27 protein-coding genes and 1 pseudogene are annotated in these 22,909 nt (G+C 65.0%); 16 read left to right on the forward strand and 12 right to left on the reverse strand.

The genetic code is table 11. The annotated features are described in order from the left end of the window. Window positions 1–93: 93 nt before the first annotated feature. The 4 genes from truB to MQW79_RS14265 all read right to left on the reverse strand — a co-directional run bounded on the left by truB (window position 94) and on the right by MQW79_RS14265 (window position 3,291). Complete coding sequence (truB, locus tag MQW79_RS14250) at window positions 94–999, reverse strand: tRNA pseudouridine(55) synthase TruB (RefSeq protein ID WP_476585130.1); 906 nt, start codon at window positions 997–999, stop codon at window positions 94–96. Between the two features lie 2 nt (window positions 1,000–1,001). Next, window positions 1,002–1,415 carry a 30S ribosome-binding factor RbfA gene (rbfA, locus tag MQW79_RS14255; RefSeq protein ID WP_476585131.1) on the reverse strand — a complete coding sequence of 138 codons (414 nt, stop codon included), beginning with the start codon at window positions 1,413–1,415 and terminating at the stop codon, window positions 1,002–1,004. Between the two features lie 31 nt (window positions 1,416–1,446). Then, on the reverse strand, window positions 1,447–2,106 hold the full coding sequence (locus MQW79_RS14260; RefSeq protein WP_476585132.1) for a hypothetical protein: 660 nt from the start codon (window positions 2,104–2,106) through the stop codon (window positions 1,447–1,449). A gap of 165 nt (window positions 2,107–2,271) precedes the next feature. Further along, a complete protein-coding gene (locus MQW79_RS14265) occupies window positions 2,272–3,291 on the reverse strand; it encodes a 2-hydroxyacid dehydrogenase (RefSeq protein ID WP_476585133.1) in 1,020 nt (339 codons plus the stop codon). 113 nt (window positions 3,292–3,404) lie between these two features. Between MQW79_RS14265 and MQW79_RS14270 the strand changes: the two genes are divergently transcribed. Then, window positions 3,405–3,947: an SH3 domain-containing protein gene (locus MQW79_RS14270; RefSeq protein WP_476585134.1), complete on the forward strand. Its 543-nt coding sequence runs from the start codon at window positions 3,405–3,407 to the stop codon at window positions 3,945–3,947. A 3-nt stretch (window positions 3,948–3,950) separates the two neighbouring features. Here the strand turns inward: MQW79_RS14270 and MQW79_RS14275 are convergent, their stop codons facing one another. Continuing rightward, window positions 3,951–4,748, reverse strand: a complete 798-nt coding sequence (locus tag MQW79_RS14275) for a siderophore ferric iron reductase (protein WP_476585135.1) — start codon at window positions 4,746–4,748, stop codon at window positions 3,951–3,953. A 167-nt stretch (window positions 4,749–4,915) separates the two neighbouring features. Between MQW79_RS14275 and MQW79_RS14280 the strand changes: the two genes are divergently transcribed. From MQW79_RS14280 to MQW79_RS14290, 3 genes are all read left to right on the forward strand, one after another. After that, window positions 4,916–5,344 (forward strand): TadE/TadG family type IV pilus assembly protein, encoded by a 429-nt coding sequence (locus tag MQW79_RS14280; RefSeq protein WP_476585136.1) that lies wholly within the window; start codon window positions 4,916–4,918, stop codon window positions 5,342–5,344. Further along, window positions 5,341–6,984, forward strand: coding sequence for a TadG family pilus assembly protein (locus MQW79_RS14285; RefSeq protein ID WP_476585137.1), 1,644 nt, complete (start codon window positions 5,341–5,343; stop codon window positions 6,982–6,984). Before MQW79_RS14280 ends, MQW79_RS14285 begins: the two co-directional genes overlap by 4 nt. Before the next feature lie 90 nt (window positions 6,985–7,074). After that, entirely contained in the window at window positions 7,075–8,202 is a 1,128-nt protein-coding gene (locus MQW79_RS14290) for a Gfo/Idh/MocA family protein (RefSeq protein ID WP_476585138.1), read from the forward strand. A gap of 560 nt (window positions 8,203–8,762) precedes the next feature. Here the strand turns inward: MQW79_RS14290 and MQW79_RS14295 are convergent. After that, window positions 8,763–9,368, reverse strand: coding sequence for a hypothetical protein (locus tag MQW79_RS14295; RefSeq protein ID WP_476585139.1), 606 nt, complete (start codon window positions 9,366–9,368; stop codon window positions 8,763–8,765). Window positions 9,369–9,467: 99 nt separating this feature from the next. On the opposite strand from MQW79_RS14295, the gene MQW79_RS14300 reads away from it, so the two are divergent. Beyond that, window positions 9,468–9,905 (forward strand): RrF2 family transcriptional regulator, encoded by a 438-nt coding sequence (locus tag MQW79_RS14300; protein WP_476585140.1) that lies wholly within the window; start codon window positions 9,468–9,470, stop codon window positions 9,903–9,905. Window positions 9,906–9,985: 80 nt separating this feature from the next. After that, window positions 9,986–10,876 (forward strand): NAD(P)/FAD-dependent oxidoreductase, encoded by an 891-nt coding sequence (locus tag MQW79_RS14305; protein ID WP_476585141.1) that lies wholly within the window; start codon window positions 9,986–9,988, stop codon window positions 10,874–10,876. Between the two features lie 48 nt (window positions 10,877–10,924). Here MQW79_RS14305 and MQW79_RS14310 read toward each other — a convergent pair. Together MQW79_RS14310 and MQW79_RS14315 are read right to left on the reverse strand one after the other, a co-directional pair. Beyond that, window positions 10,925–11,247 (reverse strand): annotated as a pseudogene (locus MQW79_RS14310) (endonuclease domain-containing protein). Between the two features lie 138 nt (window positions 11,248–11,385). Beyond that, on the reverse strand, window positions 11,386–12,423 hold the full coding sequence (locus MQW79_RS14315) for an aldo/keto reductase (protein ID WP_476585142.1): 1,038 nt from the start codon (window positions 12,421–12,423) through the stop codon (window positions 11,386–11,388). A 72-nt stretch (window positions 12,424–12,495) separates the two neighbouring features. Between MQW79_RS14315 and trhO the strand changes: the two genes are divergently transcribed. The 4 genes from trhO (at window position 12,496) to MQW79_RS14335 (ending at window position 15,128) form a co-directional block, all read left to right on the forward strand. Beyond that, complete coding sequence (trhO, locus tag MQW79_RS14320; RefSeq protein WP_476585143.1) at window positions 12,496–13,536, forward strand: oxygen-dependent tRNA uridine(34) hydroxylase TrhO; 1,041 nt, start codon at window positions 12,496–12,498, stop codon at window positions 13,534–13,536. 30 nt (window positions 13,537–13,566) lie between these two features. Further along, window positions 13,567–13,839: a BrnT family toxin gene (locus MQW79_RS14325; RefSeq protein ID WP_476585144.1), complete on the forward strand. Its 273-nt coding sequence runs from the start codon at window positions 13,567–13,569 to the stop codon at window positions 13,837–13,839. Continuing rightward, on the forward strand, window positions 13,823–14,086 hold the full coding sequence (locus MQW79_RS14330) for a BrnA antitoxin family protein (RefSeq protein WP_476585145.1): 264 nt from the start codon (window positions 13,823–13,825) through the stop codon (window positions 14,084–14,086). Before MQW79_RS14325 ends, MQW79_RS14330 begins: the two co-directional genes overlap by 17 nt. A gap of 88 nt (window positions 14,087–14,174) precedes the next feature. After that, a complete protein-coding gene (locus MQW79_RS14335; RefSeq protein WP_476585146.1) occupies window positions 14,175–15,128 on the forward strand; it encodes a LysR family transcriptional regulator in 954 nt (317 codons plus the stop codon). On the opposite strand, the gene MQW79_RS14340 is transcribed toward MQW79_RS14335, so the two are convergent. Further along, window positions 15,086–15,862, reverse strand: coding sequence for a LytTR family DNA-binding domain-containing protein (locus MQW79_RS14340; protein WP_476585147.1), 777 nt, complete (start codon window positions 15,860–15,862; stop codon window positions 15,086–15,088). The two genes, MQW79_RS14335 and MQW79_RS14340, sit on opposite strands and share 43 nt — an antisense overlap. 92 nt (window positions 15,863–15,954) lie before the next feature. Between MQW79_RS14340 and MQW79_RS14345 the strand changes: the two genes are divergently transcribed. Beyond that, window positions 15,955–16,476: a DUF2306 domain-containing protein gene (locus tag MQW79_RS14345; RefSeq protein WP_476585148.1), complete on the forward strand. Its 522-nt coding sequence runs from the start codon at window positions 15,955–15,957 to the stop codon at window positions 16,474–16,476. Here the strand turns inward: MQW79_RS14345 and MQW79_RS14350 are convergent. Then, entirely contained in the window at window positions 16,442–17,251 is an 810-nt protein-coding gene (locus MQW79_RS14350) for an alpha/beta fold hydrolase (RefSeq protein ID WP_476585149.1), read from the reverse strand. The two genes, MQW79_RS14345 and MQW79_RS14350, sit on opposite strands and share 35 nt — an antisense overlap. 40 nt (window positions 17,252–17,291) lie before the next feature. Beyond that, window positions 17,292–18,272 carry an iron exporter MbfA gene (gene mbfA / locus MQW79_RS14355; protein WP_476585150.1) on the reverse strand — a complete coding sequence of 327 codons (981 nt, stop codon included), beginning with the start codon at window positions 18,270–18,272 and terminating at the stop codon, window positions 17,292–17,294. 100 nt (window positions 18,273–18,372) lie between these two features. Here mbfA and MQW79_RS14360 point away from each other — a divergent pair, with 100 nt between their 5' ends. The 5 genes from MQW79_RS14360 to MQW79_RS14380 are packed head-to-tail and all read left to right on the forward strand — an operon-like array spanning window position 18,373 to window position 22,176. After that, entirely contained in the window at window positions 18,373–18,819 is a 447-nt protein-coding gene (locus MQW79_RS14360) for a hypothetical protein (RefSeq protein ID WP_476585151.1), read from the forward strand. Between the two features lie 58 nt (window positions 18,820–18,877). After that, window positions 18,878–19,399, forward strand: coding sequence for a YcnI family copper-binding membrane protein (locus MQW79_RS14365; protein WP_476585152.1), 522 nt, complete (start codon window positions 18,878–18,880; stop codon window positions 19,397–19,399). A gap of 54 nt (window positions 19,400–19,453) precedes the next feature. Continuing rightward, window positions 19,454–21,055: a copper resistance CopC/CopD family protein gene (locus MQW79_RS14370; protein WP_476585153.1), complete on the forward strand. Its 1,602-nt coding sequence runs from the start codon at window positions 19,454–19,456 to the stop codon at window positions 21,053–21,055. 14 nt (window positions 21,056–21,069) lie between these two features. Next, complete coding sequence (locus MQW79_RS14375) at window positions 21,070–21,582, forward strand: copper chaperone PCu(A)C (protein ID WP_476585154.1); 513 nt, start codon at window positions 21,070–21,072, stop codon at window positions 21,580–21,582. Between the two features lie 3 nt (window positions 21,583–21,585). Continuing rightward, window positions 21,586–22,176: an SCO family protein gene (locus tag MQW79_RS14380; RefSeq protein WP_476585155.1), complete on the forward strand. Its 591-nt coding sequence runs from the start codon at window positions 21,586–21,588 to the stop codon at window positions 22,174–22,176. 189 nt (window positions 22,177–22,365) lie between these two features. Here MQW79_RS14380 and MQW79_RS14385 read toward each other — a convergent pair whose 3' ends face one another. Next, window positions 22,366–22,791: a DUF1905 domain-containing protein gene (locus MQW79_RS14385; protein WP_476585156.1), complete on the reverse strand. Its 426-nt coding sequence runs from the start codon at window positions 22,789–22,791 to the stop codon at window positions 22,366–22,368. Window positions 22,792–22,909 lie beyond the last annotated feature (118 nt).

Consider the following 22,909-nt stretch of genomic DNA (forward strand, 5'->3'; position numbering starts at 1 on the left):
ACTGACGGTGCGCCCAGCGCCTCCCTCCCCTTGATGGGAGGGACTGAGGGTGGGGTGACCGGCTGGCTCTGTGGGGCGAAGAGGGCGATTGCCCTACAAATTAAAAACCCGGCCCGGTTTGAACTGGCCGAATTCCACATGGCCGGTGGCCAGCACCTTGCCCTTGAAGCTCACCCAGCATTCGTCGAGCGCTATGGGGGCGCCTGCGCCGGTCAGCAGCACCGGATTGCCGTGGCTGACGGCCTTGGCCTGTCCGGCATCGAGGCGGATTTCGTCGATCTCGACAAGACCCGCCGCCACCGGCTTCAGCAGCGCGTCGCGCGCTTCGCCTGCAGCCGATTCGAGCTGCTCAAGCGTAATGGCATCGGCATCGGTGAAGGGACCGACCGCGGCGCGATGCAGCTTGGTGACATGACCCACCGTGCCCAGGGCCTCGGCAATGTCGCGCGCCAGCGAGCGCACATAGGTACCCTTGCCGCAGGTGACTTCCAGCACGCTTTCCTCGGCGCCATGCGAAACGAGGGTAATGGCATCGATGTCGATGGGGCGGGCGGCCAGTTCGACGGCCTCTCCGGCGCGCGCCAGGTCATAGGCCCGCTCGCCATCGACCTTGATGGCTGAATAGATCGGCGGTCGCTGCATGATCGTGCCGGTAAAGCGCGGCAGCACCGCTTCGAGTGCCGCGCCGTCCGGGCGCACATCCGAGGTGGCGATGACCTCGCCCTCGGTATCGTCGGTGGTCGTGGCGCGGCCCCAGCCGATGGCAAAACGATAGATTTTTATGCCTTCCTGCACCTGCGGCACGGCCTTGGTGGCCTCCCCCAGGGCAATGGGCAGGATGCCGGTGGCCAGCGGATCGAGCGTGCCGGCATGGCCGGCCTTGGCGGCGGAGAGCAGCCAGCGCACCTTGCCCACGGCCTGGGTGGAGGTGAAATCATATGGCTTGTTGAGCACGACCCATCCGGAAATGGCGCGCTTCTTCGATTTTTGCTGGCTCAAGGTCAGTCTTCGCCTTGTTCGTCGCTGTCGTCGTCGAGATCGCGCTTGACCCGGTCCGAGCGCAGCAGCGCGTCGATCCGGCCGGCTTCGGCAAAGGTGTCGTCCACGAAAAACCGGACTTCCGGGGCGTATTTGAGGTTGATCAGCGGGGCGACCTGTCCGCGGATGAACTTGCGATGGCGGTTGAGCGCCTCGACGATTTCCTCGGCATGCGCGCCGCCCAGCGGCATCACATAGGCATTGGCAATCTTGAGGTCGGGGGTCATGCGCACTTCGGGCACGGTCACGACCGCGCCAACCAGGGCCTCGTCCTCGATGTCACCGCGGGCGAACAGCGTCGCCAGCGCGTGGCGCACCAGTTCTCCGACGCGCAGCATGCGCTGGCTCGGGCCAGTCGGCTTGTGATCTTTTTTCATGAAAGCGCCTTAGGACGTCCCGCCGCCGCCGTCAATCCGCCGCAACCAGGCTCACATCGGTCTTGAGCCGCGCCATATAGGCTTCGACCTCGTCCGTGGTGATGGGCCAGCTGGACGGATCCTCGGTGTCGAAGGCGTCGCCGCGCCATTCCTGATAGACCATGGCGACGCCCTTTTCCGATTTGTAGAAGCCCATGATCATCACTTCGCCCTGGCCGGCAAAGGATTCGAACGTGTCGAGATAGGCGCCGCAGACATAGCCCACCGGCGGCAGCACGTCTTCCTGGTCCTCTTCGAACTGGAACAGGGCCACCGCTTCGGGATTGCACGACTGGGCGTAGGAATTGATGACGATGGAGCGGAAGTCCGCAAGCGACATATTGGCCTGGCTCGACAGACGGGCGCCATAGATCTTGGTCCAGAACGCCTCGCCTTCGCCGCGCGGATAGATTTCCAGATGCGCCTGGCCGCGTTCCTCGAGAAAGCGCGTGGAGACCCGTTCGGAGAGCTCGGCGTCGCTGGTCGCCTCGATGGCCCAGTCCGGGGCCGGCAGGGTCAGCGTCTGCCCCAGGGAATTGAGCACCAGCTTGCCATCGACGAGCGAGAAGGGCAGGGCTCCGGCCACCTGGGCATGGGCAGGAAGCGTCACCACAATGAGGGCGGCCGCCATGGCCAAAGCATGTTTCATCATGACTGCGGGGTTCTCCTGACACCCGAATACCGAACTGCAGTGTCGCAGCGCAGTTCCGCAGCCGGCTCGACAGGCGAACGATTATTGGGCAAGGCGCGGGCGTGCAAGAGCAAGCCGGCTAAAAATCGCAACTGTTGCAGGAGCGTGCTGAACAGCGGGCAAATCCTAGCCGCGGGCAGTGCGGGGCTGCGGCGTGTCGGGCAGGAGGCGATGCGGCGGCTGGTGCCCGTCCATGAAGGCGCGGATATTGACGATCACCGCCTCGCCCATTTCGACGCGGGCTTCCAGCGTCGCCGAGGCCATATGGGCGGTCAGGACCACGCGGCTGTCGGCGGCCAGCGCCAGCAGGCGCGGATTGATGCCATTGCGGTTCTCGAACACATCCAGCGCGGCCCCCGCCAGGCGCCCGCTTTGCAGCCGTTCGATCAGCGCCGGTTCGTCGATCAGTTCGGGCCGGCTGACATTGACCACATAGGCACCAGGCTTCATGCGGTCCATGCGTTCAGCCGAGAGGATGTGATGGGTGTCGCGGGTCAGAGGCGTATGCAGCGAGACAATATCGACGGCCTCCAGCATCGCGTCGAGATTGTCCCAGTAATGGGCTTCGAGCGGGGTTTCGATGGCTGGCGGACGCCGGTTGCGCGAAAAGTAATGGATATTGAGGCCGAAGGCGCGGGCTCGCTGCGCCACCGCCGTGCCGATGCGGCCCATGCCGACAATGCCCAGCGCCTTGCCGCGCAGCCGGTGTCCCAGCATCGACGTCGGCGACCAGCCGGCCCACTGGCCCTCGCGCAGCAGCATCTGCGTGCCTTCCACTAGCCGCCGGGGCAGGGAGAGCATCAGCGCCGTGGCCATGTCGGCCGTATCCTCGGTCAAGACCGAGGGCGTATTGGTGACGGTGAGGCCCGCCGCCCAGGCCGCTTCGAGGTCGATATTGTCCACGCCATTGCCGAACTGGGCGATGAGCCGAACGCTTTGCGGCAGGCGCGCGATGAGGTCGGCGTCGATACGGTCGGTAATGGTGGAAACCAGCACGTCCTTGCCCTCGAGCCCGCCCAGGATATCGTCGCTGGACAGGGCCACATCGGCTTCGTTGACATCGGTCTCGAACAGGGTTGCCATGCGCGCCTCGATGCTCGCGGGCAGGCGCCTGGTCACCAGAATCTGGGGTTTGTGCGGTGTCATGCGTTCCGAAAACAAGGCCGGTTGCTCCGGCGCCAAGGCCGCCTTCAGCGACCATTAAGGATCATGATCTAGTGATAGGGCAAATCCAACCCGTGTGCAAAGTGATGTTGTTCTTGCCAGCCTTCACGGGCCGCGTCCGCGCTGTTTTATTCCTCGCTCTGGCCCTGTTTGCCGGCCTCTCCGTGACGCCAGTCCTGGCTCAGGACAATCCCAGCGGCCTCAAGCTGCCGCGCTTTGTCACCACGCGATCGCATCCGATCAATGTGCGTGTCGGCCCCGGCACGCGCTATGAAATCGCCTGGAACTACACCGTGTCCGGCGTGCCGGTGGAAATCATCCAGGAATTCGATACCTGGCGGAAGATTCGCGACATGGATGGCGCTGAAGGCTGGGTGCATCAGAGCCTGCTCTCGGGCAATCGCGCCGGCGTCGCCACGCCCATCCTCGCCAATGGCGAAGTCGTTATGCATGCGCAAAAGGCCGCTGACGCCGCGGTGCGGGCCCGCCTTGCCGCGGGCGTGCGCGTCAGCATCAGCGAATGCGATGGCGCCTGGTGCAATGTGGCGGCCGGGCAGCCGGGCGAGCGCCAGTCCTTTTCCGGCTGGGTCCGCCAGGAAGAACTCTGGGGCGTCTATCCCGATGAGGAATTCGACTGACGCCTAGGAGGCTGCGTCCAGCTCGGCCAGCGCATTGGCGGTCTGCCTTGCAATGCGCAGGTCATCACCCTGCTTCGGGCAGGAGCTGCAATAGGTGTCGGGAAAGGCCAGATAGTCGAGGCAGCAGCCCTTGCGGGCAACGATATTGACCTGCCTGCCATCGGGCAGGTCAATCGTTTCCAGTTCCCCCATGCCCACGAGACCCATGGCCCTGAGCCAGAGAGTGCACAGGCGCTTCTGCTCCTCCACCGACAGGCCCGGCTGGAAATGCGGCAGCCGCGTCATCAGCACCAGCATCCGGTCGGTCAGCAGCCGCAGGGCGGGCACCCGCTTGAGTTTCGTCACCGTGTTGATTTCGGCCAGCAATGCATCGGCCATGGACCTGAGGTCGCGCCCCGCCGTGGCGATCAGCGTTTCGAGATCGCCCTCGATCATCGGGCCGGGCCTGAGGCGATAGCCATCGACATCGACATTCTGCCGCGACTGCGACAGCGTCGTGATCGCGGGCAGGGCGCCAAAAAGATGCACGGCAATGGCCATCAGATAGGCCGGCTGCCACATCAGGTTGGTCCATAGCCGCACGGCATAGAAGGGCTGGCCCGCCAGCGGGTAGCTGGCCTCGACGCGACTGTAGAGCACGCGCAGGAAATCGGTATTGTCCTGGCCCGGCGTATGCCAGCCGGGCAGGTGCCCGCCGGGCGCGCCCTTCAGAAATCCCGTCGCCGAAGCGCCAAGCGCGATGAACCGCGTCAGCGCGGCATCGTCGGCACTCGGAGCAAAGAGGTAGTTTCTGGCGGTCAAGGCGGGCCTCGTGAGCTGCCCAGTCCTATCCTTTTTACCTTGAGGAATGAAGTCACCTTTGTGTCGCGGCTTTCCCTTACTCGCGGAACTACAGATGCCGCGCTTTACCGACCGCTTGCCGCGCCCGGGCAAACTGGCCGCACGACATCCTTCGCCGGGAGGCCCGCATGCGAAAGCTGTTCACCGGCTTCCGGTCTGCCGCGTCAGGCACGGCTGCCATCGAATTTGCCATTCTGACGCCGGTCTATCTGCTCATGCTCACCGGCATGCTGGCCTATGGCATCTATTTCGGTACCGCCCATGCCATCCAGCAACTGGCGGCGGATGCGGCGCGCACTGCCATTGCCGGGCGCGATGCAGTCGAGCGCGACCTGCTGGTGGCCGAGTTTCTCGCCCGCAATGCCGGCGGCTACATGCTGATCGATCCGGCCCGGCTCATCCATGCCATCGGCGACAGCCCCACCGACCCCAACCAGTATGAAGTGCGCCTCAGCTACGATGCCAGCGCCCTGCCGATCTGGAGCCTTTATCCGCCGCTGCCGCTGCCCAGCCCGACCATCGCCTTCGGCGCCACCATCAGGCGGGGCGGCATATGAAGTGGCCCTGGCCGGAATTTTGCCGCGATGAGCGCGGCAATATGGCGATCTTGTTCGCCTTCGGTTTTACCGTTTCCGCCATGGTGTCGGCCTTGGCGGTGGATGCAGCCTCGCTCTATCACGAGCGTCGGCTGCTCCAGGCCGGAGTGGACCTGGCGGCCATCTCGGCGGCGGCGGATCCCTCCCGCGCCGCCGAAATCGCCCAGTCCGTGCTGGTCGAGGCGCGGCTCCTCGCCCCGGCCAGCACGGATGGGCTGACCGTCACGACCGGGCATTACGATCCTGGCCGTGCCGATATTGCCGGGCGCTTTGTCCCCGGCGCCCTGCCACGCAATGCCGTGTCAGTGCAGCTCCGCCGCACCGGGACGCTGCATTTCGCGGCGGGCTTTGCCGAGCGGCCGATCCTGGATGCGTCAGGCATTGCCACGGTCTCGCCCCAGGTGTCGTTTTCGCTGGGCTCGCGCCTCGCCAGCCTCAATGGCGGCCTCGCCAATGCCATTCTCTCTGACCTCCTGGGCACCCATGTTTCCCTGTCCGTGGCCGACTATGCGGGCCTTGCCGAAGCGCGGGTCCATGCGCTGGGCTTTCTCGATGCGCTGGCGCAGCGGCTGGGGGTCAGCGCCGGCACCTATGATGACCTCCTCGGCATGGAGGCCGATGGCGGCGACATCGCCGCGGCCCTCGCCGACGTGACGAGCGGGCCGGTGCGCGCCGCCCTGCAATCGATTGTCGGCGGCGGCGGCCACAGGGTCCCGCTTGCCGATCTGGTTTCGCTCGGGCGCCTCGGTGGCCTGCAGCTGGGCCATGGCGACGCGGCGGGCCTGGCCCTGTCTGCGCTCGAAGTGCTCTCGGCCGCCGCTGCCCTGGCCGATGGCGATCGGCAGGTGTCCCTCAATCTGGGGGCAGCGGTGCCGGGCCTTGTCTCGCTGACCCTTGATCTTGCCATCGGCGAACCGCCACAGGGGCAGGGCTGGTTTGCCGTCGGTCCCGCGGGCACGGTGGTGCGCACGGCCCAGCTGCGGCTGCGGGTCAGGGCGCAATTGCTGGGCGGGCCGATCCTGCTCGGGGCCGGTGTCAAGCTGCCCCTCTGGCTCGATCTGGCGCATGCCGAGGCGCGCGTCATCTCGGCCACCTGCCCAACGCCTTCAGCGCCCCATGGCAGCGCCACCCTTGCGGTCCTGCCCGGCATTGCCCGGCTGGGGCTGGGAGAGCTCGGCAATGCCGCCCTCCACGATTTTGCGACCAGCCCGCCGCAGGTGCCGGTACAACTGGTCAATGTGCTGCTGCTCAAGATCTCCGGCACGGCGCTGGTCGAACTGGCGCAGACCACGCCGATCCCGGTGTCGTTCACATCGGCCGAGATCGGCGCCGGCACGCTCAAGACCGCCCGGACCACGACGCCGGTCACGTCCCTCGTTGGTTCGCTCCTGGACGATCTGGATCTTGAGGTGAACATATTGGGGCTGGGACTGGCGTCGCCGGCAGTGATTGCGGCGACCCTCAGGGCCCTGCTCGCGCCCCTGGCTCCGGTCCTGGACCAGACCCTCACGGGCACGCTGGGTGCACTCGGCCTCGGGCTGGGCGAGGCCGATCTGCGCGTCTATGGCGTGCGCTGCGATCACGCCGTCCTGGTCGGGTAAGCAAAAAAGTCCGACAATTGTCCCACCGCCCCTTCCGACTCCGGTTGCGGGTCGCTAGTCTGATGCACGTACATCTGGGAGGAGTGCGCCATGAGCGGCAAGCGCCTCGGTATCGGCTTCATCGGTACCGGCAATATTTCTTCGGCCTATCTCAAGGCCATTCTGGGCAAGGACGGCATGCCCGGCTTTGGCGTATTGGACGTCAAGGGCCTGGCCGACATGAAGGCCGAGGCCGCCAGTGCCCGCGCCGCCGAATTCGGCCTCAAGGCCATGAGCGTCGATCAGCTGCTGGCCGACCCGGAAATCGATCTCGTGGTCAATCTCACCATCCCCCGCGCCCATGTGGATGTCGGCCTGCAATGCCTCGCCGCCGGCAAGCATGTCTATTCCGAAAAGCCGCTGGGCATCACCTATGCCGAAGGCCGTCGCCTGCTCGATGCTGCCAATGCCGCCGGGCTGCGGATCGGTTCGGCGCCCGACACGTTCCTCGGTGGATCGCACCAGCAGGCGCGGGCCATTGTCGACAGCGGCGCCCTGGGGCAATTGGTTGGCGGTACCGCCTTCATGCTTTCGCCCGGTCACGAAAGCTGGCATCCCGATCCGGCCTTCTACTATGACATTGGCGGCGGCCCCATGCTCGACATGGGACCCTACTACATCACCGATCTCGTCAATCTGCTGGGCCCGGTGGCACGCGTGTCCGCCATGTCCTCGCGGTTGCGCACCCAGCGCACCATCACCTCCGAGCCCAAAAAGGGTCAGGTCATGCCGGTGCATATCGATACCCATGTCACCGGCGCGCTGGGTTTTGCCAATGGCGCCGTGGTGCAGATCGGCATGAGTTTCGACGTTGCCGCGCACAAGCATGTGCCATTGGAACTCTATGGTACGGAGCAGAGCCTTATCGTCCCCGATCCCAATTTCTTCGGTGGCAAGGTGGAATTGCGCAAGCGCGGGCGCGACGAGCAGTGGACCGACGTGCCGCTCACTGCGCCCTATGCCGATGGCAATTACCGCTCACTGGGCGTCGCCGACATGGCGGCGGGCATTCTCGAAAACCGCCCGCACCGCGCCAATGGCGACCTGGCCCTGCACGTCCTCGAAGTCATGGAAGCCTTCGAACACGCCGCGCGTGATGGCCGCACGGTGGAGATCAAGACGCCTGTCGAGCGCCCCGCGCCACTGTCCGAGAGCCTCCGCGACGGCAAGCTGGGCTAGTTCTGCATAGCCGTTTCGGCTCCCCCCTCCCTCCCCTTGATGGGGAGGGTAGCGCAGCTAGGCCTTCAGGCCGTAGCGAAGCTGGGTGGGGTGAATGGGCGTCAGTCATAACCGATCGCATCGCGTGCACCTGGCACCTCCCCCTTCGTCACCACCGGGCTTGTCCCGGTGGTCCTCGATGGATTGCCCGGACAAGCCGGGCAATGACGGCGGACGTGAGGCCTCAGTCTCAGGTGTAGCATCGAGCGCGCCATCACCCCACCCTCGGTCCCTCCCCATCAAGGGGAGGGAGGCGCAGGTTGAGGCGCCAATGTTCATCCCCTCCCTCCCCTTGATGGGGAGGGTAGCGCAGCTAGGCCTTCAGGCCGTAGCGAAGCTGGGTGGGGTGAATGGGCGTCAGTCATAACCGATCGCATCGAGTGCGCCTGGCACCTCCCCCTTCATCACCACCGGGCTTGTCCCGGTGGTCCACGGGATGTGGATGCATCGATGGATTGCCCGGACAAACCGGGCCATGACGGTGAACGGGAAGCTGGGCAGGGTGACTTAAGCTCGACGGCCTACCAGTACCAGCCCAGCGCCTCGGCCGCGTCCTTGTCGAAATAGAGTTTTACCTCGACATCGTTGGCCGTGTCGGTTTCCCCGTCGATATACTGGCGCTGCAGCAGGGTGACGATCTCGGTCTCCGCATCGGCGCCGCGATAGACGTAGTCGAAGCAGTCGCTATTGTCCGATGTGGTAATGGTGCTGGTGATTTCCTGCCGCAATTGTTCAAGCGCCCGCCCTTCGATGGCATCGCCGCTTTCGCGGTCATAGGCGCGCACCGACGGCACCCAGTCGAAACCGATCTCGCAGATATAGCGCTCATCGCGCAGCTCGCCGCGATCGACGAAGGAAATGTCGACCTCCTGGCTCCAGGGATTGGAGATTTCATAGGTCGCGTCCGGCCCCTCGATCGAGAGGTAGATGTCCGACCACGCGCAGTCGCCGTCCTGCTCGTTATAACACCAGCGTTCCGATCCCATCATCAGGATCGCCACATCGTCGATATGGACCAGCTTGCCTGACTTCAGCCGGTCGATCACGGCCTCGGTGTCCGCGTCGAAGGCAAGGCCCGATACGGTTCCGGCCAGCAGCAGGGCAAGCGAAAGGGCGAGGTGACGCATGGTGATCCTCCCAGGAACAGGCAGCCAATCTATCCCAGGCCCGGTCGCGATGAAACGGGGCTCTTGACGGCGCAGCTAATATGTAACAATAAAAGTTACATGAAACGCTCAAGCCGCCTCTCCATCGCCCTGCACGCGCTCGTGCATCTGCATGCCCAGCCTGGCAAGGTGCTGACCTCGTCGGCGCTCTCGACCTGTCTCATGACCAATGCGGTCGTGGTGCGGCGGGTATTGGGCGAGCTGCGCGAGGCCGGCATTGTCGAGGCCAGCAAGGGGCCTAATGGCGGCTGGAGCCTGGCGCGTCCGGCCGCGGACATCACCCTCCACCAGGTCTATTCGGCCATGGGCGAGCGGCTGCTCCTGCGCACCGAAAGCGATCCGGGCGATGTCACCTGCGCCATCGTGCGCTCGGTCGACCGGGTCATGACCGATTTCCTCGACGATGCCGAGGCTCTTTTGGCCGCAAGGCTGGCGCGGGTGCGTCTGAGCGACATTGCCGGGGATGCCATGCATGCGGGCTTCCCCCGCCTCGACTGAACGAATTCTACCACGACGTGTCCTGCTCCTGCGCCCTTGGCGCAGGCTGCCGGCGCTCGCTCCTACGAAAGGACCAAAAAATGCAGGATGTCATTATTGTCGGCGGCAGCTTTGCCGGCCTCACCGCCGCCATGCAATTGGGGCGCGCCCGCCGCAAGGTCACGGTGCTCGACACCGGCCTCAACCGCAATCGCTATGCCGTGCACGCCCACAATATCCTTGGCCATGACGGTACCCCGCCCGCCGAGCTGCTGGCGGCAGCCCGTGCGCAGGTGGCGCATTATCCCACGGTCGACCTGGTCCATGCCAAGGCGGTCGGCATTTCCGGCGAACCGGACGATTTCACCATCACCACCGAGGCGGGCGAGATCCTCAGGGGCCGCCGCATCATTCTGGCCTATGGCATTGTCGACGAGTTTCCCGCCCTTCCCGGCTTTGCCGAAAGCTGGGGCAAGACCGTCATCCACTGCCCCTTCTGCCACGGCTATGAAGTGGCCGGCACACGCTGGGGCCTCGTCTATTCCTCACCCATGTCGCTGCACGGGCCGGTGCTCTATGCCAACTGGACCGATGACATCACCCTTTTCCTCGATGGCAACGAAATCATCGACGAGGAACGCAGCAAGCTCGACAAGCGCGGCGTCAGGATCGTCGATGGCAAACTGACCGAAATCCATCATGACGCTGGTCGTGTTTCCGGCGTTTCCATCGCCGACGGCACCCGTATTCCCCTCGAAGCCCTCTATGCCCATCCACGCAACCGCCCCTCGGCGGACCTGCATGCCCAGTTGGGTCTCGACATGAAGGACACGCCGACCGGCACCATGGTCGCCGTGGGCGACATGCAGGCGACCTCCCGTCCCGGCATCTACGCCGCCGGTGACCTCACCACCGGCATGCACTCGGTCACCTTCGCCAGCAATACCGGGTCCCTCGCCGCCATGGGCGCGCTGCAGTCGATGATGGTGTGAGGGGCGGAGATTTCCAGCCCAGGTCACCCCACCCTCGGTCCCTCCCCCTCAAGGGGAGGGAGGCGCAGGACCAACCGCCAGTGCTTCAATCACCAGGGTCATGACGCCGTCGAGATTGCGCATCACCTCACCATTGGGGACGCGCAGGATGCGATAGCCTTCGCTGCTCAGAAAAGCGTCCTGCGCCCGATCTCGCTCGGGAGCATTGCCTACGAAGTGCGTATCGCCATCCACCTCGATGATGAGCCCTGACGCGTGACAGCAAAGTCGACATAGTACCGTCGACCGATCTCGACCTGCCGGCGAAAGTGGTGTCCCTCGGTCCGCAGCATCCGTAGCGCACTCCAGAGTTTCGCCTCTGGAATGGGCATGGTCTTACGCAACTGCCGTGCACGCTCAATGCTCAAACCTCGCCTCCCACCCGAAGCCGATGTTCATCGCCTCCCTCCCCTTGAGGGGGAGGGAATGAGGGTGGGGTGACTTTATCGACTTGGGTCCTGAAGTGTAATCTACCGCAACCAGCCCTGCGGACGCGGCTGCTGGTCCATCTGGCCGCCTGCCGTCGCCGCGTCGATGGCGGCAATTTCCTCGTCCGAAAGCTCGAGATTGTTGAGCACGCCGAGATTGTCCTTGAGCTGGTCGAGCGTGCGCACGCCGATCAGCGCCGAGGCCATTTCCTTGCGCCGCAGCACCCAGCTCAGCGCCAGCTGCACCATGGATTGCCCGCGGGCCCGGGCGATCTCGGCGACCCTGTCGACCGCCTCGAGCACCCGCGGCTCGATATGGCTGGCGCGCAAAGTGCCCTGCGGATTGCCGCCGCGCGTGCCCTCGACGCTGCCCGAATTATACTTGCCCGAGAGCACGCCCTGGGCCAGCGGCGAAAAGGCGATGACGCCGATGCCGAGCTCCCCGCAGGCATCGATCGTATGATCGTTCTCGATCCAGCGATTGATCATCGAATAGCTCGGCTGGTGGATGGTGGTGGCCACCCCCATCTCCTTAAGGATCCGATGCGCCTCGCGCGTCTGCGCCTCGGGATAGGACGAGATGCCGACATAGAGCGCCTTGCCCGATTTCACCGCATGGGCCAGCGCGCCCATGGTTTCCTCGAGCGGCGTATCAGGATCGAAACGGTGCGAATAGAAGATATCGACATAATCGAGCCCGAGGCGCTTGAGCGACTGGTCCAGGCTCGCCAGCACATATTTTCGGCTCCCCCATTCGCCATAGGGGCCCGGCCACATATTGTAGCCGGCCTTGGTGGAAATGATCATCTCGTCGCGATAGGGGCGGAAATCGCGCGCCATCACCGTGCCGAACAGCTCTTCCGACGATCCGGCCGGTGGACCGTAATTGTTGGCGAGGTCGAAATGGGTCACGCCCTGGTCGAAGGCATAGCCCAGGATTTCCATGGCGCTGGGATAGTCGCGCGTACCCCCGAAGTTCTGCCACAGGCCCAGGCTCACCACCGGCAGTTTGAGGCCGGATTTGCCCGAACGGCGGTACTGCATGGTGTCATAGCGTGCGTTATCCGCCCGGTAGGTCATGGTCTCTCTCCCAATTTTGTGGCTGCGGCCGCCCGTGACGCCGGGACCGGCCGGTGATATGAGCGGCGGGAAATGTCCACACAGCGCTCCATGTCCGAACCCACTCTGCCCCAGCCCCAACACCCATACAAGGTGATGGCTGTCTATAAATTCGCGTCCCTGCCCGATGCCGAGGCGATCAAGGCGCCGCTGGCCGCGTTCTGCTGTTCGCGGGGAATCAAGGGCACGCTCATCCTCGCCCCCGAAGGCATCAATGGCACCGTGGCGGGAACACCAGAGGCCATTGATGCGCTGGCCGATTTTCTGTTTGCCTCCGGCCCCTTCGGTGCCCGTCTCGTCGGCGCGGAGGTCAAATATTCCTTCGCCGACACCGCGCCCTTCCTGCGCATGAAGGTGCGGTTGAAACCCGAAATCGTCACGCTGCGCGCGCCACAGGTCGATCCGAACCGCGAGGTTGGCACCTATGTCGAGCCGGAGAACTGGAATGCGCTGATCGAGCGCAATGATGTCGTGCTGGTCGATACCCGCAACGATTATGAAGTGGGGCTCGGCACCTTCCAGCGCGCCCTCGATCCGAAGACGGCAAATTTCACCGACTTCAAGGACTATGTGGCCAACAATCTCGATCCCAAGCGCGACAAGAAGGTCGCCATGTTCTGCACCGGCGGCATCCGTTGCGAAAAGGCCTCGTCCTACCTGCTGAGCCAGGGTTTCGAGGAGGTCTTTCATTTGAAGGGCGGGATTCTGAAATATCTCGAGGTCGTGCCCGAAGCGGAAAGCCGCTTTGCCGGCGAATGCTTCGTCTTCGATGAGCGTGTCTCGGTCGGCCATGGGCTCGAACTGGGCACGGCCACGCTCTGCCGCGCCTGCCGTCACCCCCTGACCGAGGCCGACCGGCATCACGCCGATTATCACGAAGGCATTTCCTGCCCCTATTGCAAGGACGACGCGGCCAAGCACGCCGCCGCCGCCGAGCGTCAGCGCCAGATCGATCTGGCCCGCCAGCGCGGCCTTGCGCATATGGGCGACGCCGCCCTCACCGATGCCGAACGCCGCCGCCAGGCCAAGAAGGCGCAGGCCGAGCGGTCGCGCCGGGCGAATACGCCGGATTGATTTGTACATACAATTGTATTAACAATAGGCATGGACTTCGAGTGGGACGACGCGAAGAACACAGCAAATGTGCGCAAGCACGGCATCGATTTTGCCGATGCCGTCTTCATTTTCCAGGGTCCCATCGTCACCTGGTCGGACATGCGGGTCGACTATGGTGAAATGCGCGAGATTTCCACCGGGCGGATGGCTGACACGGTGATTGTCACCGTCGTCCATACCGATAGGGCCGGACGCCGTCGCATTATCTCGGCGCGGCCCGCTTCCCGGCGAGAAAGGATTGTTTATGAAACCTCCATATAGCCGGCCGCTGACGACCGAGGAATTGCTCGCCATCAAGGACGAGGACATCGACTTCAGCGACATTCCGGAACTGGACGAGAACTTCTGGCAGAATGCCCGTGTGGTTTATCCGGACGGCACCAGTTCAGTCACCCTGCGCGTCAAGAATTCCGTACTCGAAGCCTTCAAGGCCGATGGCAAGGGCTATCAGACGCGCATGAACGCGGTGCTCGAAGCCTATGTGAAGGCGACCAAGAAAGCGGGCTAGAAACGCGGCTACGCCACTCGACGTATAGACTTCGCCAATGACGCGCGCGATATGTCGGTGCAAACGCACCATTGCATAAGCCTTGTCTATGGACCTCGATCAACTCCGCACCTTCGACCGCATCGTCCGCGATCAGTCCTTCACCAGGGCAGCCGCCTATCTCAACATCACCCAGGCCACCGCCTCCATGCGCATCCGCGCGCTGGAGCAGCTTCTGGGCGTCCAGCTCTTCATCCGCGGCCGCACCGTGACCCTGACCGATCAGGGCATGACCTTCCTGCCCTTTGCCCGCCGCATCATCGGCACCGCGCAGGAAGGGCGCGAGGCTTTGCGCCGGGTCGAGCGCGGCCGGGTGTCGATCGGATCCCTGCGCACCCTTGTCTCCCCGCTCATCACTGAAAGCCTCATCCGCTTCCAGCAAAAATACCCCTCCGTCGACGTCGTGGTGCGTGAGGGACGCCAGGCCCAGATCGCGGCCATGTTGCATGAGCGCGAAGTCGAAATGGGGATCCTCTGCTGGCCCAATATCGATCCCTTGGTGGTCGATCTCGAACCGCTGGTGATCATGCGCGAACGGGTGCCGTTGGTGGTCTCGCCCGAAGTGGCGGCCAGGCTGTCCTCCCATCCCACCATTGATGAAGTGCTGGCTCTCGTCCCGCGCGTCATTGCCCTGAGGTGGTGGCAGGCCGATCCTGAGCGCGCTGCCGCCCTGGTGCGGCTCGCCCAGACCAGTGTCGAACTGCCCACCGGGCCGGCGCGACGCCTGGCGCTCAAGGGCGAGGGCCTGGGCTTTTTCGTCAATTCGGCGGTCGAGGAAGACGTCAAGGCCGGGCGGCTGGTGGAAATTTCGCCGGTCGAGTTCGAGCCGCTGCATCGCGACACTGCCATGGTGGTGCGCAACCCGGCCGTGCTGGAGCGGCCCATGCTGGCCGATTTCGTGCGCGAAATTGCCCTCGAATGTGCGCGGGTCGGCGAGATCATCGACGACCGCCTGCATCTTTATCCGTCCAGAAGCCCGGCGGCGCGGACTGCCTCGAGATAGGTGCGGCTCACCGGCACGATTGTGCCGCTTTCGAGCTCCAGCATCGGCTTGCCGCCCTGCCTGATGCCGCGCCTGACCGCATCGCGCGCCACCCAGTGCGAGCGATGCACCTGCATGCCGTCCACCGGCGCGGTTTCCCTGATCGCGTCCGAGAGGCGGATCAGCACCAGGCTCGTTCCCTTCTCGGTGGTGACGTCGACATAGTGGTCCGAGACGGCAAGGTGGATCAGCCGCCCGCGCTGCGCCCTGGGCAGGCGGGCCAGCAAAGCCGGATCGGCCGGAACAGGCGCCCCCGCAAGCTCCGCCGGGGGCCGTTCGAGCACTGCGCTCACCAGTGTCACGGCCGCCGAGATCAGCGTGCAGTAGATGCCGAGCGTCAGAAGGTCGATGACGCTGGCGCCCGGTCCGAACACCGCGACATTGATCAGCCCCACCATGGCGGCGATCGGTGGTCCGGCCAGCGCCCCGGCCAGCAGTGCCGCCACGCGGTGGTTCATGCGCGGCCGCAGCAACCGCTCGAACAGGCTCGCGCCAAATGTGCCGATGGCCGCAGTGCCCAGCACGATGGCGCCCCAATAGGCCAGGCGCGGCATCAGCGCCATGGCCGCATAGGTCCCGAATGGACCCACCAGGCCCACGACGAGGCTGAGCACGGCCAGCACGATCCAGGCCCGTCCGTCGCGGCTGAGGCCGTGCATTTCACGAAGCGTGGAGTGCAGAGGACTGTCGTTCACGAAGCGGACCTGCAGTTGAAGAACTTGGCATTGCGCCGGGCAATCTAGCGATCCATCGGCATGGGGCATAGACCTCAAGAGGATCCCGCCCCATGACCCTGGTGCCGCTGCTGGAAGCCGATTTCGCCATTCAGATCCACGCCCTGTCCGCCCTGTTCGCGGTTTTCCTCGGTGCGTTCATCCTCTGGCGCAAAAAGGGCACGGGCCTGCATCGGGCACTCGGCAGGGTCTGGGTCCTGCTGATGTTCGTGGCTGCAACCTCGGCGCTCTTTATCAACGAGATTCGGCTGGTGGGGCCTTTCAGTCCCATCCACCTCTTCACGCTCTTCACCTATGCGACACTGTTCAATGGCCTCAAGGCCATCATCATCGACCGTGACATTGTCCGGCACCGCGCCGAAATGCAGGGGCTTTATGCCGGGGCGCTGATGCTGGCCGGGGCCTTCACCTTTCTGCCAGGCAGGCGCATGCACGCGGTCCTCTTCGGACCCGATGCCGGCTGGACGGAGTCGCTGCTGGTCATTGTGCCCACCCTGGTGGGTGCGGGCTATGTGTGGCTCAATATGCGCCGGCGCGCCCTCAGGACAGTTCCACCGTTGCGTTCACGAAGCTGAGCACCGCCTGGCGCCAGGCCTCGGTCGCATCGAGATTGGCGCAATGCCCGCCACCCTCAAGATGCTCGATCCGCCAGTTGGGCTGATCGCTGATGGCCTGCAATTGCGGGATCAGCACGCGGTTGACGTTGGTGTCGAGCTCGCCCACCAGCACCAGGCCCGGCCCGCTCCAGCCCTGCGCCGCCGCTACCAGGTCATAGCGCCGGATATGTCCAACGATTTCGGCCACGGCCTTGCCGTTATACTGGCGGAGCATCTGCGCAATCAGCGGCCAGGCCGCTTTGTTGCGGGTCGTGTTGCGCGCCAGCGTATCGGCCACGACCGCCCGTCCGGGCACGATGTCGAGCCACGGCATCACGCCACCCATGGGCGGCAGGTTGAGCGCCAGCGCGGTGCCGAAGAGGGTCAGCGATTGCAGCCGCTGCGGCGCCTCGGCGGCCGCCCCGAGCCCGAGAATCCCGCCCAGCGAATTGCCCACCCAGTGCAGACTCGTCATGCCGGCCGCATCGGCCATGGCATAAAGATCGGCCCGCAGCCGGCTGGGCGAAAAGCCGGCGGCGCCAATGGTCGCCGGCACGCCCGAATGTCCATGGCCGCGCAGGTCGGGCAGCAACACCCTTATGCCGCGCTCCGCAAACCAGGCGGCGTCCTCGGCAAATTGTCCGCCGGCGGCCCACAGTCCATGGCAGAGCAACATGGGCAGGCCATGCGCGGGCCCGATCAGCCCGAAGCGCAGCCGCGTCCCATCAGCAGCGACAATCTCGTGGAACTCCATGCCCGAGCATAACCCGGCATGGCGGCCCGTGGTAGCCGCCTCAGGCATTGCCGATGATGATGCCCGCCGCAAACACCAGCGAGCCGCCCAGCACCACCTGCAGCACCGCGCGCCAGAACGGGGTCTGCATGTAGCGCTGCTGGATAAAGGCTATGGCCCAGAGCTCGATCAGCACCACGGCGGCGGCGACACTGGTCGCCACCCAGAAATCATGGATCAGGTAGGGCAGGGCATGTCCTAGCCCGCCAATGGCGGTCATGATCCCGGCGGCAAGACCCCTTTTTATGGGCGAGCCGCGCCCGGTGAGTTTGCCGTCATCCGAGGCGGCTTCGGTAAAGCCCATGGAAATGCCTGCGCCGATGGCGGCGGCAAGGCCCACCAGAAAGGTCTGGTGCGTGTCGCCGGTGGCAAAGGCCGCCGCAAACACCGGCGCCAGGGTCGATACCGAGCCATCCATCAATCCGGCAAGGCCTGGCTGCACATAGGTGAGCAGGAACTGGCGATGCTGTTCCCGGCTTTCGCTTTCCCGGCCTGCCTCGCCCAGCACCTTGTCGTCGATCTGGTCGGCGCGTTTGGCATGGCCCTTTTCGGCCGCGGCGAGATCGCCGAGCAGCCTGCGGATGTCGGCATCGCTCACCTGGCCGGCCGCTTCCAGATAGAAGCGATAGGCGCCTTCCTCCATTTCCCACACCTGCTGGCGGGCCTGTTCCAGGGTCAGCGTCTTTTGCAGCCAGATCGGCCTGCGGGCGAGAAAGCCGCGCACATGCTCGCGCCGTATCGGCACCAGCCGCTTGCCGAAGCGGGCGACATAAAGATCGAGCAGGCGCCGGCGGTGTTCATCCTCTTCGGCCGCCATCCCTTCGAACAGCGCCGCGCTGCCGGGATAGGTGCCGTCCAGTCGTGCCGCGAATTCGGAATAGATGCGCCCGTCTTCTTCCTCGGCAGCGATGGCCAGGGAGAGGATTTCCCGCTCCGAAAGCGAGGCGAAGTCGCGTCGATTGTCGGGCCAGAACCGGAGCATGGTGCCTCCAAACCTTAGAATGATTCCAAACAATAGTTAGAACCATTCTAAAGTATTGGCAAGCACGGTGTTTGCTGCGACAACGTGGAAACCGGGCGCCGTGCCAAAGCGCTTGAGCACCGGCCGGAGCCGGGCTATCGAGGGTGTCGTGAACACCAGCGCGCCCAGCACAGCCCGTCTCCTTGTCCGCGAAGCCGGCCTTGCCGTCGCGGTCCTGGCCATTTACGTGCTCACCCTGCTGCTGCCGCTGCACCAGGCCGCAGGCCTGCAGCGCGATCTCGATGCCCTCGGCTTTGCCACGCTCGACACCTGGTCCATCTGTCAGTCCCAGGCCGATCATCACGACGATCCGCGCGATGCCGCGGCGCTGACCTGCCCTGCGGCGGGCGTCGCCAAGTTTGAACTGGCCGCCGTGCTGCCGCCGGTCCTTACTATTACGCCGCCGGCCGCCAGGGCCGTCATCCGCTTCCCGAGCGAGCCGCTCCACGCGCCCATGCTCCTGCCCGATCATGTCGGGCAATCCCGCGCGCCTCCCGTCACCGTCTGATCCCTTTCAGCCCGGCATTGCCTGCCGGTATCAGACCCATATTTGACCGGAGATATTGATGATCCGCACTTTTTCGCGCGCCGCTCTCGCCGCCACCACCCTTGCTGGCCTCGCCGCCCCGGCCCTTGCCCATTCCACCCTGGAAATCCAGGAGGCCGCGATCGGCTCGGGCTATAAAGCGGTCCTGCGCGTGCCCCATGGTTGCGGCACCCAGGCCACTCACACTGTCCGGGTGCAGATCCCCGAGGGGTTTTTCAACGTCAAGCCCATGCCCAAACCCGGCTGGACCCTCGAGACGGTCACCGGCCCCTATGAGGGCGCCTACGACAATCACGGCACGCCGATGACCGAGGGCGTCCAGGAAATCATCTGGTCTGGCGGCAATCTGCCCAATGAGTGGTATGATGAGTTCGTCTTCCGCGGCACCTTCGCCGATACGCTGGAGCCGGGCCCCTTCTATTTCCCTGCCATCCAGGAATGTGCCGATGGCGAGGAAGCCTGGATCGATACGTCGGGCTCTGCGGATGCCCGGATGCCCGCACCGAGCGTTGAACTGGTACCCGGCACTGCCGGCCACTAAGCCCTGAACCGGGGCGGCGCGTCTGGCGCCGCTCCCTTTCAACGAGGTGACACCATGCTGCGCCTGCCTGCCTGCATCCTCGCCCTGCTGCTTACGCTGCTGCTCTCCCTTGCCGCGGCCGTGCCCGCGCATGCCCATGCGCAGCTGCTGTCCTCCAGTCCGGCACCCAATGTGGTGCTGCGCGAAGCGCCCGAGGCGGTGACGCTGACCTTCAACGAGCCGGTCACGCCGCTGGTCATTTCCCTGGTTACTCCCGATGGCAGGACCCTTGATCTCACCGGTGCCGCCACGGCCGGCACGATCCTCGCCTACGACCTGCCCGCCGTCATGCAGGGCGGCACCCATGTCCTGAGCTGGCGCGTGGTCTCCGCCGATTCCCATCCGATTGCCGGTTCGGTGATCTTCTCGCTCGGCGTGGCCAGCGGCACGGGCGAAGTGGCCACCGCGCCGGACAGCTCGCGCGCCACCTCCATCCTGCTCTGGATCAGCAAGGTCGTGCTGCTTTCCGGATTTTTCCTCGGCGTGGGCGGAGCGGTCTTCGGACTGGTGGCGCCCCTGCCGCGGCCGGCCCGCCGCATAGCGGCGCTGCTCGGACTTGTCGGCCTCGTCATTGCCCCCCTGAGCCTGGGCCTGCATGGCGTCGACGCCCTGGGTCAGCATCCCGATGCCATGCTCCTGGCCCGGCCCTGGTCGACCGGCTTTGCCACCCAATATGGGGTCACCGTGCTCATGCTGGTGGCGGCCCTGGCCCTGGCCGTGCTGGCGCTGATCTATCCGCGCCTCTTCTGGCTTGCCGGGCCGGCCTGGCTGCTGGGGGCGATGTCGCTGGCTGTCAGCAGCCATGGCGCGGCCGCCGCCCCGCAATGGCTCACCCGCATTGCGGTGACCATGCATATCGGAGGCATCCTGTTCTGGGCCGGAGCGCTGCTGCCACTCTGGTTCCTCATGCGCCAGCGCGAGCGGGCCTCCGACCAGGCGCTGCGGCAGTTTTCGCGCCTCATTCCCTTTGTCGTGGGAGCCATTCTGGTCTCCGGCATCATCCTGGCGGTCGTGCAGATGGGCCCGCCCGGCCTGGCCTGGCTGACACCCTATGGCTATGTCCTGCTGGCCAAGCTGGGCCTGCTGCTGGTGCTGTTTCTCATTGCGCTGTGGAACCGCTACCGGCTTACCGGTCCGATTCTTCTGGGCGAACTCGAGCCGCGCCTGCGGCTGGAACGGGCCATCCTCGTGGAGCTGGTTCTGGTTCTGGGCATTTTCGGCCTGACTGCAGGCTGGCGGTTCACGCCGCCGCCCCGGGCCATTGCCGCCGCCACGGCCGCGCAGGCCGCCCTCAGCGAGCCGGCCTATGCCCATATCATGACCGAGACGATGATGGCCGATATCAGCGCCACGCCCGGCCGCGCCGGGCCGGTGAATTTCGAGCTCTATATCGTCGATGCCGAAGGCGAGCCGATCACGGCGCAGAGCGTCATCCTGACCTTTGCCGCCCCCGCCCTCGGCATCGAGCCGTTCACGGCCGAGGCCCTGCCCGATGAAGAATTGTGGCGGCTCGACCAGACCATTCCGCTGCCCGGCACCTGGGATGTCACCCTCGACATCCGCCTCAGCCGCTTCAGCCAGACCACCCTCTCCACCCAGATCGACTTCCTGAACTAGACGAGGAAATTCTGATGTCTCTGCGCCTTTCCCTCTTCGCCCTGGCTTTGGCCGCCTCCACCCTCCATCCGGCGCTCGCGCAGGATCATGCGACCCATGCCGATCCCGCGGCGGCCGTGGTCAGCATCGGCAGCATCGAGATTTCCGGGGCCTTCACCCGCGCCACCCTGCCCAATGCCCCGGTTGGTGGTGGCTTCCTCACCCTCACCAATACCGGTGCGGAAGATGATCGCCTGGTTTCCGCCAGCGCCTCCATCGCCAAGCAGACGCAAATTCACGAAATGGCCATGCAGGGTGATGTCATGAAGATGCGCCAGCTCACCGATGGCCTGGTCATTCCCGCCGGCCAGAGCGTGGTGCTCGAGCCCGGCGGCTTCCACATCATGTTCATGGGCCTTGGCGAAGCCATTGCCGAAGGCGCCGTCATTCCGCTGGAGCTGACCTTCGAAAAGGCCGGCACCGTGACGGTCGAGCTGGTGGCCGGTTCGCCCGCCGCCGATGCCCCTGCCGGTCACGCGGGGCACTGATCCATGTCCCTGCGCACCCTTCGCGTCGCCCTCTGGTCGCTGGTTGCCGTTGCCGCCGTCGGCGCCACCGGCCTTTATGTCTATACCGGCATGACCCGGCCCGCCCAGGTGGCCGGCATCGGCCAGGGCGATTATGAGCTGGTCACCACGTCAGGCGCGCCCTTCACCGCGGCCAGCCTCAGGGGCAGCCCCTCCATGGTGTTTTTCGGTTTCACCCACTGCCCGGAAGTCTGCCCCACCTCGCTGGCCGAAATGACCACCTGGTATGAGGCGCTGGGCGAGGAGGGCCAGGCGCTCAAGTCCTATTTCGTGACCGTCGACCCCGAGCGCGACACCGCCGCAATCGTCGAGGACTATGTCGGCTGGACCGGCCATGTCACCGGCATTACCGGCTCGGTCGAGGAGACCAAAAAAGCGACCGCGTCCTGGGCCGTCTATGCCGAAAAGGTGCCGCTAGAGGATGGCGACTACACCATGGACCACACCGCCTCGATCTTCCTGATGAATGCCGATGGCGAATTCGAAGGCACCATCGCCTATCGCGAAGCCAGCGATACGGCCGTGGCGAAACTGCGCAAGCTGCTGGACCTCTAGGAGCACAGAGCGCGCCACACCCTCGATGTCATCCCGGCGAAGGCCGGGATTCTGTCGACCACTGAGCCAGTCACACCACGAAGTCATCCCGGCGCAGGCCGGTATCCATGCGCCGATCTCAGCATGGACCCCGGCCTGCGCCGGGGTGACACCGCGGATGCGGATGGTCCGGTTTTCGTCGGGGATGGCTCAAACCAGCGGCGACCGCGCCGCCAATGCCATCTCGACATCCACCCTGTCGCCGATCTCCATCGGCGGCAGCTTCTTCTGCACCGCCACCTTCAGTGGCAGCACATAGCCGCCCTCGCGTGGCATCAGCGACGTGGTGAAAGCCTCGCCTCCGATCACGGCCGCCACCGGAATGCAGCCCCAGCCATAGCTGACCCGGTGTGCCACCGCCTGGATCTGCGTCACGACATCCGCTGGCAGGCGCGCAAACAGAAACGGCGCCGGCCCGCGCCAATAGATCACCTCGGCGAAGGTGAAGCTGTTCCCGGCTGGCGACTTTCCCATCGTTGGACCCAACATCTCCATCGTCACCACCGGGCTTGTCCGGGTGGTCCATGCTGCACCGGTCTGGATTGCCGGGACAAGCCCGGCAATGACGATAGGCAAGCTATCCTGCCCGCCTCACCCACAGCGTCATCCCGCGAATGCGAAAACCGCGATAGCGTGCTCCAGCACAACCAAACACACCGTGCCGCCCTCGGGCCTGACCCGAGGGTGGCCCGAA

This window comes from Devosia sp. Micro-HW1 (genome assembly GCF_056341075.1).

Coding starts and splice junctions, on each gene's coding strand:
- rbfA (WP_476585131.1), bottom strand. CDS start 1,415: ATGAAAAAAGATCACAAGCCGACTGGCCCGAGCCAGCGCATGCTGCGC.
- MQW79_RS14260 (WP_476585132.1), bottom strand. CDS start 2,106: ATGATGAAACATGCTTTGGCCATGGCGGCCGCCCTCATTGTGGTGACG.
- MQW79_RS14265 (WP_476585133.1), bottom strand. CDS start 3,291: ATGACACCGCACAAACCCCAGATTCTGGTGACCAGGCGCCTGCCCGCG.
- MQW79_RS14280 (WP_476585136.1), top strand. CDS start 4,916: ATGCGAAAGCTGTTCACCGGCTTCCGGTCTGCCGCGTCAGGCACGGCT.
- MQW79_RS14285 (WP_476585137.1), top strand. CDS start 5,341: ATGAAGTGGCCCTGGCCGGAATTTTGCCGCGATGAGCGCGGCAATATG.
- MQW79_RS14290 (WP_476585138.1), top strand. CDS start 7,075: ATGAGCGGCAAGCGCCTCGGTATCGGCTTCATCGGTACCGGCAATATT.
- MQW79_RS14295 (WP_476585139.1), bottom strand. CDS start 9,368: ATGCGTCACCTCGCCCTTTCGCTTGCCCTGCTGCTGGCCGGAACCGTA.
- MQW79_RS14300 (WP_476585140.1), top strand. CDS start 9,468: ATGAAACGCTCAAGCCGCCTCTCCATCGCCCTGCACGCGCTCGTGCAT.
- MQW79_RS14305 (WP_476585141.1), top strand. CDS start 9,986: ATGCAGGATGTCATTATTGTCGGCGGCAGCTTTGCCGGCCTCACCGCC.
- MQW79_RS14315 (WP_476585142.1), bottom strand. CDS start 12,423: ATGACCTACCGGGCGGATAACGCACGCTATGACACCATGCAGTACCGC.
- trhO (WP_476585143.1), top strand. CDS start 12,496: ATGTCCACACAGCGCTCCATGTCCGAACCCACTCTGCCCCAGCCCCAA.
- MQW79_RS14325 (WP_476585144.1), top strand. CDS start 13,567: ATGGACTTCGAGTGGGACGACGCGAAGAACACAGCAAATGTGCGCAAG.
- MQW79_RS14330 (WP_476585145.1), top strand. CDS start 13,823: ATGAAACCTCCATATAGCCGGCCGCTGACGACCGAGGAATTGCTCGCC.
- MQW79_RS14335 (WP_476585146.1), top strand. CDS start 14,175: ATGGACCTCGATCAACTCCGCACCTTCGACCGCATCGTCCGCGATCAG.
- MQW79_RS14345 (WP_476585148.1), top strand. CDS start 15,955: ATGACCCTGGTGCCGCTGCTGGAAGCCGATTTCGCCATTCAGATCCAC.
- MQW79_RS14350 (WP_476585149.1), bottom strand. CDS start 17,251: ATGGAGTTCCACGAGATTGTCGCTGCTGATGGGACGCGGCTGCGCTTC.
- mbfA (WP_476585150.1), bottom strand. CDS start 18,272: ATGCTCCGGTTCTGGCCCGACAATCGACGCGACTTCGCCTCGCTTTCG.
- MQW79_RS14365 (WP_476585152.1), top strand. CDS start 18,878: ATGATCCGCACTTTTTCGCGCGCCGCTCTCGCCGCCACCACCCTTGCT.
- MQW79_RS14370 (WP_476585153.1), top strand. CDS start 19,454: ATGCTGCGCCTGCCTGCCTGCATCCTCGCCCTGCTGCTTACGCTGCTG.
- MQW79_RS14375 (WP_476585154.1), top strand. CDS start 21,070: ATGTCTCTGCGCCTTTCCCTCTTCGCCCTGGCTTTGGCCGCCTCCACC.
- MQW79_RS14380 (WP_476585155.1), top strand. CDS start 21,586: ATGTCCCTGCGCACCCTTCGCGTCGCCCTCTGGTCGCTGGTTGCCGTT.